Origin of the sequence: Geobacter sp. SVR, assembly GCF_016865365.1 — a bacterium.
Classification (GTDB): Bacteria; Desulfobacterota; Desulfuromonadia; order Geobacterales; family Pseudopelobacteraceae; genus Pelotalea.
The window spans coordinates 933100-946215 of sequence record NZ_AP024469.1 but is presented as its reverse complement, the minus strand read 5'-3'; the positions used below and the strand labels follow the sequence as shown (position 1 = coordinate 946215).

The 13116-nt window shown below is 58.6% G+C and carries 13 protein-coding genes; 7 read left to right on the top strand and 6 right to left on the bottom strand.

Features of this window, described 5'->3' with window-relative positions; all coding sequences use genetic code 11:
* Positions 1-9: 9 nt before the first annotated feature.
* Positions 10-492 carry a GreA/GreB family elongation factor gene (locus GSVR_RS04465; protein WP_173196121.1) on the bottom strand — a complete coding sequence of 161 codons (483 nt, stop codon included), beginning with the start codon at positions 490-492 and terminating at the stop codon, positions 10-12.
* Between the two features lie 121 nt (positions 493-613).
* On the bottom strand, positions 614-1759 hold the full coding sequence (locus GSVR_RS04460) for a glycerate kinase (protein ID WP_173196123.1): 1146 nt from the start codon (positions 1757-1759) through the stop codon (positions 614-616).
* Positions 1760-2036: 277 nt separating this feature from the next.
* On the opposite strand from GSVR_RS04460, the gene GSVR_RS04455 reads away from it, so the two are divergent.
* The 5 genes from GSVR_RS04455 (at position 2037) to GSVR_RS04435 (ending at position 4573) form a co-directional block, all read left to right on the top strand.
* Complete coding sequence (locus GSVR_RS04455; protein WP_173196125.1) at positions 2037-2216, top strand: CsbD family protein; 180 nt, start codon at positions 2037-2039, stop codon at positions 2214-2216.
* A gap of 178 nt (positions 2217-2394) precedes the next feature.
* Complete coding sequence (locus GSVR_RS04450; RefSeq protein WP_173196127.1) at positions 2395-2934, top strand: hypothetical protein; 540 nt, start codon at positions 2395-2397, stop codon at positions 2932-2934.
* A gap of 95 nt (positions 2935-3029) precedes the next feature.
* On the top strand, positions 3030-3821 hold the full coding sequence (locus GSVR_RS04445; RefSeq protein ID WP_173196129.1) for an alpha/beta fold hydrolase: 792 nt from the start codon (positions 3030-3032) through the stop codon (positions 3819-3821).
* A 233-nt stretch (positions 3822-4054) separates the two neighbouring features.
* The gene (locus GSVR_RS04440) at positions 4055-4345 is read left to right on the top strand and encodes a hypothetical protein (protein ID WP_173196131.1); all 291 of its coding nucleotides are present in this window, start codon (positions 4055-4057) and stop codon (positions 4343-4345) included.
* 66 nt (positions 4346-4411) lie between these two features.
* Complete coding sequence (locus GSVR_RS04435) at positions 4412-4573, top strand: hypothetical protein (RefSeq protein ID WP_173195950.1); 162 nt, start codon at positions 4412-4414, stop codon at positions 4571-4573.
* Between the two features lie 31 nt (positions 4574-4604).
* Here the strand turns inward: GSVR_RS04435 and GSVR_RS04430 are convergent, their stop codons facing one another.
* The 4 genes from GSVR_RS04430 to GSVR_RS04415 form a co-directional block, all read right to left on the bottom strand.
* Positions 4605-5009: a PaaI family thioesterase gene (locus GSVR_RS04430; protein WP_173196133.1), complete on the bottom strand. Its 405-nt coding sequence runs from the start codon at positions 5007-5009 to the stop codon at positions 4605-4607.
* 21 nt (positions 5010-5030) lie between these two features.
* The gene (locus GSVR_RS04425) at positions 5031-6812 is read right to left on the bottom strand and encodes a bifunctional diguanylate cyclase/phosphodiesterase (RefSeq protein WP_173196135.1); all 1782 of its coding nucleotides are present in this window, start codon (positions 6810-6812) and stop codon (positions 5031-5033) included.
* A 9-nt stretch (positions 6813-6821) separates the two neighbouring features.
* Positions 6822-9665: a PAS domain S-box protein gene (locus GSVR_RS04420; protein WP_173196137.1), complete on the bottom strand. Its 2844-nt coding sequence runs from the start codon at positions 9663-9665 to the stop codon at positions 6822-6824.
* Between the two features lie 710 nt (positions 9666-10375).
* On the bottom strand, positions 10376-10969 hold the full coding sequence (locus GSVR_RS04415) for a YceI family protein (RefSeq protein ID WP_173196139.1): 594 nt from the start codon (positions 10967-10969) through the stop codon (positions 10376-10378).
* 334 nt (positions 10970-11303) lie between these two features.
* Between GSVR_RS04415 and GSVR_RS04410 the strand changes: the two genes are divergently transcribed.
* Together GSVR_RS04410 and GSVR_RS04405 are read left to right on the top strand one after the other, a co-directional pair.
* Positions 11304-11939: a TetR/AcrR family transcriptional regulator gene (locus tag GSVR_RS04410; RefSeq protein ID WP_173196141.1), complete on the top strand. Its 636-nt coding sequence runs from the start codon at positions 11304-11306 to the stop codon at positions 11937-11939.
* Between the two features lie 145 nt (positions 11940-12084).
* Entirely contained in the window at positions 12085-13089 is a 1005-nt protein-coding gene (locus GSVR_RS04405; RefSeq protein WP_173196143.1) for a YhdH/YhfP family quinone oxidoreductase, read from the top strand.
* Positions 13090-13116: the final 27 nt, after the last annotated feature.

The window sequence follows — 13116 nt, the reverse complement described above, 5'->3', positions numbered from 1 at the left end:
TCTGCCCCCTCAGGAGACGGAGACGACGGTAAAGGGCATGCCTGCAGCGTTCCCGGGTGCGCAGACCTCGTCGCCAGTGCGCAACCCCAGCAACGACCGCCCCAGAGGAGATGCCGGCGTAATCACGACGATCTCCCCGTTGCTGTCGGCAATCTTCTTGCCCCCCGCCTGCGGGCCGAGAAACAACCTCCTGAGATTTCCGTCGGTGTCCTCCAGGGTAACCAGGGCAGTCAGCCGGATCGGCTTTTCGTCATCGAACTCATGCAGCGTCAGGGCCTGGTACTCCTTTAAAGCGCCCCGGATCTCCTGGGCCCGGTTGGCTTGCCCCTGGGCTATATAGGAAGCCTCCAAGGCAGTGGTATCGTACTTGTTGTCCGGTATGCATTCTTCATGCGTGGCTGCCTCGTGGGCCGCCCTGGCAGCGGAGGAGAAAACCTCCAGATCGGCTGAAAGCTCGGCAATGATGTGCTGAATGATGTGCTCTTTGTTCATGGGCTTCAAAAACTCGTTTCAGTGTAATCGTGAAAATATGCGCTTCATGAATGAGGAAGCGGGCCGGCACACGTGCGGCAGCGGCTTTTTCGTATCGGGACGCCCCTCGGAATGCCTGGATTCAAGTCCTGGCCAGCCGGCATCCCAGCCTGATGGTTGCGGCAATGTTGCGGGCGGCCGTGCGGAGGTTGGAGGCGGCATCGGCCAGGGCGTTCTCCAGGCTGCATGGCCGGGGCACCGCACTGAAAAGGGCATCGATGCCATGGGCATATATCCCTTCTGCATCGGACCCCAAGCTGCCGGCAATGCCGATCAGCGGTTTGCCCAGCCGGCTGGCGATGCGCGCCACCCCCAGAGGCGCCTTGCCCCCCGCAGTCTGGCCATCGATGCGCCCTTCGCCGGTGATGATCAGATCGGCATCCCGGGCAATGGCCTCGAAACCGACTGCATCCAGGACGATGTCAATGCCGGGACGCAGCCGCCCCCCCAGGGCCAGCAGGGCCGCGCCCATGCCGCCGGCAGCCCCGGCACCCGGCCTTGTGGCCACCTCAACTCCCAGATCACGGCTGATAACTGCCGCATAATGGGCCAGATTGGCATCCAGCTGCGCCACCATATCCGGGGTAGCCCCCTTCTGCGGGCCGAATACCGCCGAGGCCCCCCGCACCCCCAGCAGGGGATTATCCACATCGCAGGCCACCTCGATCCTCACCTCGCGCACCCCTCTTACCAAGCCGCCAGCATCGATCCCGGCCAGACCGGCCAAGGCGCCACCGCCGAACCCGATCTCGTCCCCTTGGGCATCGAGCAGCTTCATGCCCAAGGCCTGGAGCATGCCCGCGCCGCCGTCGTTGGTAGCGCTCCCGCCGATGCCGGCTATGATGCGGGAGACCCCCTCGGCCAGTGCTGAACGGATCAGCTCACCGGTGCCGTAGGTCGTGGTCAGCAGCGGGTTGCGCCGGGCAGGAGGAACCAGGGTCAGTCCGCTGGCAGCAGCCATTTCGATGACGGCGGTGCGCCCGTCCCCTGTCAGGCCGTAAAAGGCGGGCACCGCTGTTCCCAAGGGACCAGTGGCATCGACAGGAACGATCCTGCCGCCGGTGGCGGCCACCATGGCCTGCACCGTGCCCTCACCCCCATCGGCCAGAGGTACCAGTACATACTCGCCATCGGGGAACACCTCCCGGAAACCTGCCGCAATCTGCTCTGCCGCCTCCAGTGCTGACAGGCTCTCCTTGAACGAATCCGGAGCAATCACGATTTTCATTGGCCGACCTCCGATGGATGTACAGAAGCTGTTGCAACGATAAGCGCCGTAGCGGGGCAATCAAACTACCGCAAATCGCTGTCTAAATCAAAACCTGAATCGGTGAAATCTTCCGGTCTCCACGGAATCGGCACAGGTCAGCATGCGTTCGCTCCGGAGAATGCGCACGCATTTCATTCGACTGCATTCGCCGATCTCTCTGATATAATGACATACATAAGAGAGGTTACGGAGTGTGTGATGGTACGGCACCTTATTTGAGAATCGGGAGGCTACCATGAAAACCAGCACCAAGTTCATGGCAAAAGGATTTTTCCGCGAAATCAGGGGCGCACTCAAGGAGATCGTGGCCGGCATAAGCTCGAATACCGCCTTGGGAGCCATAGGCAAGCTGGAGCGGTTTGCGGGCAGGACACAGCGTAAAATCGGCAGGGTTCAGGGAAAGTTCGGCTTCTGAACAGCCGACGGACGGCCCGCTGCCGTCGCCACACGGAAAGAGAGAAAAGGCGGCCGCCAGGTCGCCTTTTCTTATGGGAATTCCCGTCGAGATTTGTCCCTCCTCGTGCCACTCTGCTTCCCATTTGAGAAAAGCCCCCCAAGAGCTATGCTTTAAGCAGAACCACAAGGAGAGAAGCGTGCGCGACTGGAATGCCGTCATCACCGTCCGCGAGGGTGGTTTTGTCCCTGCCTGCCGGCTGTTGGAGCCCTTTGGTCAGGTAGTCAGGACCGAGTTCTTCAATACCCTGGCGATGCGCGCCCCTGATCCCTTCCGACTGCTGGCCGATCTTCAGGGACAGCTGGCCGGTAATCCGGACATCGCCGCCTGGATCTCGCGCTTCATGCCGGTGCAGCACCTGTTCAGCTTCCGGTCCGCCGCGGAATTCGAACTTCGTTCGCGGGAAACGGTGCTGGAGTGGCTCCCCCGCCTGGCCGGCACCAGCTTCCATGTCCGCATGCATCGGCGCGGTTTCAAGGGGCGACTGTCCAGTGCCGAAGAAGAGCGTTTTCTGGACGGATTTCTGCTCAACAGGCTCTCGGAAGCCGGTACCCCTGCTACGATCGCTTTCGACGATCCGGATACGATCATCGCCGTGGAAACCATCGGGCCTCGGGCCGGTCTGACCCTTCTGGACAGGGAGCACCTCAGACGCTTTTCCCTGCTGCATCTGGATTGACATCACGGCGGTCCGGCTCGGAGAACTTACCACTGCCAACCATTTGTGATAGGATCCCGTGCATCGATTCGATCCGACAACCACAGGGGGTATCAATGAAAGCAGATCTCAACGGCATCACACTGGCCTACAGCGACAGAGGGACCGGTCTTCCTCTGGTTCTGATCCACGGTTTTCCACTCTGCCGCACCATGTGGCGGCCACAGGCCGAAGCGCTGGCCAAAGCCGGCTGCCGGGTGATAACCCCCGACCTGCGCGGCTTCGGGGGGAGCGGAGCGGGATCCGACACAGCCGGCATGAATGCCTATGCCGACGACATCGTGGCGCTGATGGACCACCTGGGGATCGATAAGGCTGTGGTGGGAGGCATGTCGATGGGGGGCTATGTTCTGCTGAATCTCCTGGAACGCCATCCCGACCGGGTGGCCGCCGGAATATTCATCGTCACCAAAGGGGGCGGCGACGACGATGCCGGCAAGGCCCGACGGACCGCCCTGGCCGAGGCCTGCCGCAACCAGGGGATCGGGGCAGTGGTGGAGGCCTTTCGCCCTCTCCTGTTCGCGCCGGAAACCCTGGCGGAAAACGGGGCGCTGGTGGATGAGGTGGTCGGCTGGATACGAGCGACGGACCCCGTGGGTGCCGCTGCCGGCCTGATCGCCATGCGGGATCGTAAAGACTATCTCCCCCTGCTCGACAGCATCTCCCACCCGGCTCTCGTAATCGGTGCCGATCTCGACCAGGCCCTGCCGCTGGAAAACTCCCGCCTGCTTGCCGAAGGGCTTCCCGATGCCGATCTGTGCATTCTGCATGGCGCCGGACACATGGTAAACCTGGAGCAGCCGGAGGGTTTCAACCAGGCGATCATGGAGTTTCTGGCCGATCTGTAAACTAGGGGCTGTTCCCCCAACCCTTCGGAGGATCCATATCGCCTGCAGCGGGGGGGCAACAAGATCGGAGTGGTGCACACAGGACAACGACTTCCGTGCCCTGGCCCGGTGGAGCGGAAATGTCCGCACTGCCCTCCCCGTCCGCCGCTCCCGCGATAATTGACCTGGGTCAATTTTCCGGCGGCAGGCCCGGTGTATAGTGTCGCTTCAGACTATTGTACAGGAGTGACACGATGGGAAATTGCGGATGCGGCCACGCTGCCGGTGTGGGACCGTTTGCTGAAGGCAGGGAGTTGGTGGAGTTTGTTGCGCAGGCCCATGGCGGCAGCCTCAGAACCTGGGAGCTGCCCGGCGGCGGATTGTCGACGACCTGCCAGGGGTGCCAGACCCCCTTCTTACTGAAAACCTTTGTGGCAAGCTGCCCGTCGTGCGGTGGGGTCCATGCCGTTTCGCCCCCCCGCTGCGAAGATCCGGCCAACATCCAGTTTGCCGGGGCAGACTACCGCCTGCCAAAACTGCAGTAATACATCCGAAAACATGTACCGCAGGGGCACCGGACCTGACATTCGGTGCCGTGCGGCAGGGACGGCATGATGATCACCACCAGCGAAACGGCAGTCATTGTCACGATCTGGACACTGACAGCAGCAGGGTGCTTTTTCGGCACCCGCGCCGCCTGGCGGCGCAGGAAACAGCGCCGTGCCGACCGACCTTCTCAGTCTCCCCCGACGGATCCGAACCCGGGCCGGTAAGCCCGCATGCCCGACCGGTACGTCTTCCGGTTCAGGGGGTCAACATAAGAGTTGCGGTTCCGTGCGCCACCAGCTTATCTTCCTGATTCTTCACGGTAATCGTCAGACTCGCTATCCGGCGTCCCCGGTGCACCAGTTCGGAGCGGGCCGTCAGAACATCCCCCCGGGCTGCAGGCCTGACATAGGTGACATTGAGGTTGGTTGTCGTACAGGGGGTCCCCGAAGGCAGCAGAGGACGGGGAAAAAACGAGACCGTGTCCACCAGCGTGGCGATCAGGCCGCCGTGCGCTCCGCCGAAATAATTGAAATGCCGCTCGTCAACCGTAACCTCCATGACGGCGTGGCCGTCACCGATCTCCCGCAGGTGGATGGCGAGCGTTTTCAGCAAGGGAATGGCATTGCCCGATTCAAGGGTGGCTGGTTCGATCTTCTGCATGTATGGGATTCCTTTCACGAGTCAGCAATGTAATGGCACAGGGGGCGCCTCTGCCGCAGCAGGCTGTGCCCCGCACCGTGTCCAGCCGGACACGAGCGCAAAAAACTCCTCCCCTTCCAAGGGTTTGCTGAAATAAAAACCTTGTATCTCCTGACACTGCCGTTCAGTCAGAAAATCCAGCTGTTCCTTCGTTTCGACCCCCTCCGCCACGATTTTCAGATTAAGACTATGGGCCATGGCGATGATGGACTCCGTGATGGCGACCACGTTACTGTCAGGCAGGCCGACGATGAATGACCGGTCTATCTTCAGCTCGTGCAGCGGCATTTTTCTCAGATAGGCCAGCGACGAGAAACCGGTGCCGAAGTCGTCCAGCGACAGTTTTACCCCCATGCCGTCCAGAGTTACGAGGGTGGCCAGCGTCTGCTGCATGTCCCCCATGACGATGCTTTCCGTCAGCTCCAGGCAGAGGCACGCCGGTTCCATGCCGGTGCGTTCGAGAATCCGCGCGACCGTCTCCGCAAACCTTCCGGAGCCGAACTGGCAGGCCGAGACGTTGACCGCAAGCCTGAGAGCGGGCATGCCGGCGGCTCGCCATGCGACATACTGGCTGCAGGCGGTATGAAGCACCCATTCCCCCACCGGGACGATCATACCGGTTTCTTCCAGAAGCGGTATGAAAGACGCAGGGGAGACAAGCTCACTCTCCCCTGTGGGACGCCAGCGCAACAGGGATTCCATGCCTACGATCCGGAACGATGTGGCATCGACCTGCGGCTGATAATGAAGGACGAACTCTTCGCGATCAAGGGCACGCCGCAGCCGGGTTTCCATCTTTACGCGCCCTTCGAGCCTCCGGCTGAGATCGGGGGAATAGGACAGGTGCCTGTTCCTGCCCAGCAGTTTCGCCTCGGACAAGGCTATGTCGGCATTCCTGAGCAACGCCTCGAACGTTTCGCCGTCATGGGGGAATCTGGCGATGCCGACATTTGTGCCGATGAAGAACTCCTGGCCGAATACCAGGAAAGGGACCGCGAAACGCGCCTTGATCTCCGTAACCAGATGGGAGAGGCTGGTGTCTCGGAACGTCAGCAGGGCAAACCTGGCCCCGGACAGCCTGCAGATCCCGTCGGAAGGCTTTATCAGGGATTTGAGGCGTTTGCCCGCCTCCATGAGCAGCAGATCGCCATAATCCTCGCCGTAGGTGTGATTCACCGGATTGATATTGTCCAGATCAATGGACAGCAACGCCGGACTGTGCGCGGGGTGGGCTGACAGGGCCATGTGCCGGAAACATTCTTCCAGGCACGATTTGGCGGGCAGACCGGTCAGCCTGTCCACCCTGGCCAGATCCGACAATTGCCGGGACTGCTTGTCGACCAGGCCTTCAAGGCTACGAAGGTGGTCCTGCCGAGCCCGGCGTTCTTCGGCACGCTCCAGCATCTTTCCGGCAACGGCTTCCAATTCCTCCAGATCGGCAATCGGCTTGGTGATGAAGTCCCATGCCCCCCGGCGAATGGCCTCCACGGCATCGTTTACGGCACCTGTTCCCGATATGGCCACCAGGGGGATGTCAGGATCGGTCTGCGCGATGGCCGAGATCAGCATGAATCCGTCCATCACCGGCATCTTGAGGTCGGTGAGCACAAGGTCGGGCCGCTCCCGCATGAATACTTCAAAGCCCTGACGGCCGTTTTCCGCCTCCAGCACCGTGAAGCCGATATCCTTCAGGAAAGCGGAGATACCACGGCGCAGGTTCCGGTCATCTTCGACGGTCAATACGGTCCGGTTTTTTACATGCATGCTTGGCCCCTAGTTCACGGTCGGCAGGTATATGGTAAAACAGCTGCCGATGCCCGGCGATGAATCGACCTCGATCGAGCCCCCGTGATTTTTGGTGATGATGGCATATGAAACCGCCAGGCCGAGACCGGTGCCGACCCCGACCTCCTTGGTGGTGAAGAAGGGCTCGAAAACACGCCGCTTTGTCTCCTCCGTCATGCCCGGCCCGTTGTCGGCCACCCTGATTTCAGCCATTCCCTTGTTACGGCGGACGCTGATGCGTATGCAGGGCTCATCGATGGCACACGGCTCGAACAACGCCTGTGCGGCATTTTTGAGCAGGTTGATCAGCACCTGTTCGATCTCGGATGTGTCGATCGATATCTGCGGCACGTCATCGGCATATTCCCTGACAATCGAAAGGGCCTTGAAGTCATGGATCTTTCTGAGGTCGTAATCGTTTCTGGTCATTTCTATGGCCTGATCGCACACCATCGGCAGGGAGGCGGGATGGTGACAGCCGTCGCTTTTCCTGCTGAACTGCAGCATGTTGGTCATGACCTTTGAGGCACGGTTGCCGGCCTCCCGCATCCCGGCCATGAAATCGATCACCTCCTGGCGCTCCAGGTAGGCGAGCAACCGGTCGAACGGGATACCGACCTGTTCCGCGATCTCGATGTTCTGGGGAAATCTCGGGGAAAAACGCCGCTCCACAACCTGCAGATTCTGCACGATGATCCCGAGCGGATTGTTGATCTCATGGGCCACGCCGGCCGCCAGTCCGGCGATCATGGCCATCTTCTCCGCCTGAATCATCATGTCCTGCATCTGTTTGCGCTCGGTGATGTCGTCGACCACTCCTATGGCATATAACGGCTCTCCCGCAGCGTTTCGAATGAGAGACGCGGACAGGCGTCCCCAGATCATGTACCCCTTTTGGGTGATATAGCGCTTTTCAATCTGGTAGCACTCACGTTTTCCCTCGAAAAGTTCCTGGGACAGTCCCCAATCCAGCTCCCGGTCGTCAGGATGGGTGAATTCGGTGAACACCATGGAGCTGAGTTCTTTTTCGCTGTAGCCAAGCATTTTCAGGAGCACGGGATTGCTCTCGACGGGGCGTCCGTTCAGGTCCACAACGGCGATGCCGATCCCCGAATGCTCGAAGATGGCGCGGAAGCGCTGCTCGTTTTCCTTCAGCGTCTGCTGCATGCGGCGGCGCTCGGTGATATCCTCGATGATGCCATCGATCCAGCAGACGGTATCGTTCCCATCATAATGGGCCTTGGCGCTGATGGCAATCCAGAAGGGGGAACCGTCCCGTTTGCGGGCCGCCACTTCCCACTCCCTGATCTGGCCGGTTCGGGAGATCTTTTCCAGGAAGAGCGACCAGTCGGTATCGTGAAGATAATGTGTCGAGAACGGCTGCCGCCTGAACTCCTCCAGCGTATCGTAGTCGAAGATCTCGACCAGGGCGCTGTTGGCGCTGACGATGCTCTCCGATGTCGGTTTGCTCCTGAAGACGCCGACATTCAGATTTTCCACCAGCTCGCGGTATTTCCTCTCGCTTTCCCGGAGTGCAGTCTGGGTTTGCCTGCGCTCGGTCACGTCATTGAAGACACCCAGAACGCCATATACGGTCCCATCGTCATCAGCAAGCGGTACCTTGGTGGTATCCATCCTCAAGCGGGTACCGTCCGCCTGCTGCAATGGTTCATCGATGTAGCGTTTGGGACGGTTGTTCTCCATGACCTCCCGGTCGTCCTTCCGGTAAGCTTCGGCCTGTTTCACGGGCCATGACAGGTCGAAATCGGTTTTGCCGATGACCTGATCGGTACTCTGAAAACCGAGCGATCTGACAAGAGCTCTGTTGCAGCCCCGGTAGACGCCGTTACGGTCCTTCCAGAAGATTCCCTGCGGCACCGAATCCAGTATCCGCTCCAGCACTGCCCGGCTCTCGCGCAGGGCCTGTTCCGCCTTCCTGCGTTCTCTGATCTGCCGTTTGAGAAAGACGATCCAGACCGCCATGGAACCGGAAAGAAACAAAAGGACGAGGGAGGTCGTGGTTATCACGATTCCTTTCGCCCGCTCTCGCGAGAGGAAAACCATCTCATGGGGCCGCCATTCGTTCCGGATCCGCGACATGGCCCCTCTTCGCTCCAGTGCGCCGATTGCCCGGTTGATCTCCGCAAGCAGTTCCGGATTGCCCTTCCTGAGGGCAATGGCCCCGGGCAGCGCAGCAAAAGGGGCCGCGACCTTGAGACCCGGCAGACCATATTTCTGGATGGTGTAGGCCCCCACCCACAGATCGCCGGCAAATGCGTCAGCGCTCCCGGCAGCCACCTGTTCCAGGCCGGCCCGGTAACTTTCCACCGGAACCGTCTCGACCTCGGGGCGGGACTCCATGAACGTCAGCGGCAGCCCCCCCCTGGTCACCGCCACCCTCATCCCGGCCAGGTTGCCGGTCCCCTTGATACGCAGATCGTCGCTGCGCACGAACAAGCCGAACTCGTTCGTCAATATCGGATCGGAGAAATCGTAGAGCCGCTGGCGACCTTCGGTGACACTCATTCCGATCAGCCCGTCCGCCTCTCCCTTGAGAACCCTGTCTTGGGCCGTTTTCCAGTCTGTCAGCTCGATGTCGATCGAACGTCCCATTTCCCGGGACAGTGCCCTCACCATGTCGACCGTCACCCCTCTGGCACCCCGCTTGTCCATGAAATTCAGCGGGGGATAGTCACGGTCTCCGAGCAGGAGCAACGGTTTTCCCGATGGGGCGGCTTCGACTTTCAGGCACCACAGCAACACCACAATTGAAAAAAGGACGACGACACGATGCACGATCATGCCTGGCCCAGATAAAATCTTTACGGCCATCCATTCCCCCTGTTTCCGATATTGACCACCTGTACCGTGATCAACGCGTTCCAGCTTCATCAAATCAAGGAATGCAATCGCGGAGCACCAGTGACCGGGCCGCCGTCGCCGAAAGCATATGACAGCATGCCGCAAGAGCCGGAAACGAACCGCCACAGAGAGCACCTTGATGTTATGCGGGGCATAGTAGCTTCATCACTGGTGGCCGTCCAGCATTTCCCTCACCTGCGCGAAATGAGAATGAAAGCCTTCCCGGGGCACCACAGACGCACCGCATGGTTTTGGACAAAGCAGATGGCATAATCAAACCCACTGATCAATCATTTCAGTAATTATATTAAGCTATTATTAAAAAAGGCGGGGAAATTTAGCAGAAGCCATGGGAAGCTGGATATAAGCGCCCTCTGTCTTGTGACCATTATGGGATGCGGCGGGGAAAATTTTCGCAGGTTCCTGCGGGGTAATGACGGGGCAGCTGTTTCTTCAATTTCTGGATTTTCTTGTTCCGTACGGAGCGATTATACCGCCATCCTTGAAATAGGTGGAAATGCCTCTCCTGAGATCCCGATCGTCTTCGATTATGAGCAATGTTGTATTCATCGTCGTTAGGATCCCGGGCAGTCGGTCTCCTACCCGCGGTACCGCATGGTCCCGCGGGAATGGAGTCGTAATAATCAGGGTAGCGGAGAAAATCAGGCAGGCGGGCCTTCCTACTTTGCCTTGATCAGCTCGATTTCAAGGCTTATGGCGATCTCTTCGCCGACGGCAACGCCCCCCGTTTCCAGGGCCTTGTTCCAGGTCAGCCCGTAATCCTTGCGATTGATCCTGGTGCTGGCCGACGCTCCGCGCCTGATGTTGCCCATGGGATCCCTGCTTTCTCCGGTGAGCCCTTCCACATCCAGGACCACCTCCCGGGTAATGCCATGCAGGGTCAGGTCTCCGGTGACCTGGAGCCGGTCGCCCCCCACCCGGACCACCTTCCTGGATACGAAGGTCATGGAGGGGTATTTGGCAACGTCCAGGAAATCGGGGCTGCGCAGATGATCATCCCGTTTCCGGACATTGGTATTGATGGAAGCGGTATCGATGGTCACCTCGACCCTTGATTTGGCGATATCCCTGTCGTCGATCACAACCGTGCCGGCATGCTTTTCGAAGCTTCCTTTGACATTGGACACCATCAGATGGCGGACTTTGAAGCCGACGTTGGAGTGATCGGGATCGATTTTCCACGTATCGGCAGACGCCAGTACAGGCAGGAACAGTGCAACGATGGTGCTGACGGATACGAGAATGCGTTTCATGACATCCTCCTTTTCGATGTGTGCAGATAATTGGCCACACGCTTTGAAACCGCCGGTACAGTCCGGCCCGCCTCGTGCGCATGCTTCGGATTCCATCGTAGCTATCAGATAAAAACTCGACTATTTTAATTAAAACTGACCTTCTAAACTGAAAAAGTCAAGAATAAAATCATGCCGGGTTCACCAATCGGGTATACAATAACAAGCCTGCGCGGCAGGCTCAGCGGGCTTCGTACCAAGTACACAGCGCTTACCCAGTACGCCGCCTAAGGCGCTGAAGGGGATATATTTTTCAAGTTGACATTTAGTAGACGATCGGTCTATATAATTAAGCATGGAAACTATGGAGAAACAAACACGTCGTCGCGGTCGCCCTCCCAAAGAAGGCGGAGGTTACAGCGAAACACGGGAATTACTCCTCCAGGCTGGAGTGGAAGTTTTAACCGAGAAGGGTTTTTCTTCAGCAGGAATTGATGAAATCCTCCGGCGCGTTGGTGTACCCAAAGGATCCTTTTATCATTTTTTCGGTAGCAAAGAAGCCTTTGGAACAGAATTGCTTACGCGCTATGCCGCCTATTTTGCACGAAAGCTGGATCGCTTTCTTCTTGATACCACTATGCAACCGTTGCAACGGCTGCAAGCCTTCACCGATGATGCGCGCAACGGCATGGCACGTTATGAGTATAAACGGGGCTGCCTGGTTGGAAATATGGGGCAGGAGATGGGGGCATTACCTGAATCTTTCCGAAGAGAATTGGGAGCGGTTTTTCAGGACTGGCAGGATCGTGTCGCCCTTTGCCTCGAAGAAGCAAAAGAACTCGGGGAAATCCCCGAAATTTCGGACTGTCGTCAATTGGCAACTGTTTTTTGGATTGGATGGGAAGGAGCGGTTTTGCGGACCAAGTTGGAAGGTACTCCCGATGCGCTTGACCTTTTTGCGGATTTTTTCTTCGCCGCGCTGCACAGATGATTTTTTTTGCCAATAATTAGACGATCGGTCTAATTATTGGCTCTGCACGTTCGCTTGAAGCAGGCCCCATTGCTGGTGAAGCAACCAGCACACAACCACCACCTTCTTGGCGGCGGTACCTACAAATAGAGGAGGAGACAAGGACATGGCAACGCCAACACAGTTCAAAGCACTTGTAGTCGAAAAAACAAATGATGGGCAGTTCGTGCGGAAAATAAAGGAGCGGTCCATCGACGACCTGCCGCAGGGAGATCTTGTGGTGCGAGTCAGCTACTCCTCACTCAACTACAAAGACGCCCTCTCGGCAACGGGACACCCGGGGGTCACGCGGCAGTTCCCGCACACTCCCGGCATAGACGCGGTCGGCGAAGTGCTCTCGTGTGAAAGTGGCGTCTTTGCTGCCGGAGACACGGTTGTTATCACTGGTTACGACCTGGGAATGGAGACGGACGGCGGTTGGGGTGAGCTGATCCGCATACCGTCGAGCTGGGCGGTGCGACTTCCTGATGGTTTGACCCAAGCGGAAGCCATGGCCCTTGGCACCGCCGGATTTACTGCCGCACTATCGGTGTTGAAGCTTGAGCGGGCCGGAGTCATCCCCTCAGACGGCGATGTCCTTGTCACCGGCGCAACAGGTGGAGTCGGCGCCATTGCTGTGGCAATTCTGGCCCGCGCAGGGTACCGGGTAGTGGCTTCTACAGGGAAAAGTGCCGATGAGCAGTTTCTTCGTAATCTCGGAGCGGCGGAGATCATACCTCGCGATCAGGTTTTAACAGGTTCGGAGCGGCCGATGATGAAGGAGCGATGGGCTGGATGTGTGGATGTCGTTGGAGGTGATACCCTCGTGGCAGTTGTCAAGTCAACCCGCTACGGCGGCGCTGTTACCTGTTGCGGCCTGGTTGGATCAACAGAACTCCCCGTAAATGTCTATCCCTTTATATTGCGCGGGGTCAGTCTCATCGGCATCGATTCGGTCAAATGCCCGACGGATATCAGATTACAGGTATGGGAAAAGCTTGCCGGGGAATGGAAGCCGGCTCAGTTGCAAGAGATGGTAACCGGAGTAACTCTGGATGGACTGGAGGAAAAGATTGCAGCGATCCTCAAAGGTGAAATCAGCGGTCGGGTGGTGGTCAGGATGATGGCATAAGCCGGTCATGTTGCGGTTCGCCGTGAA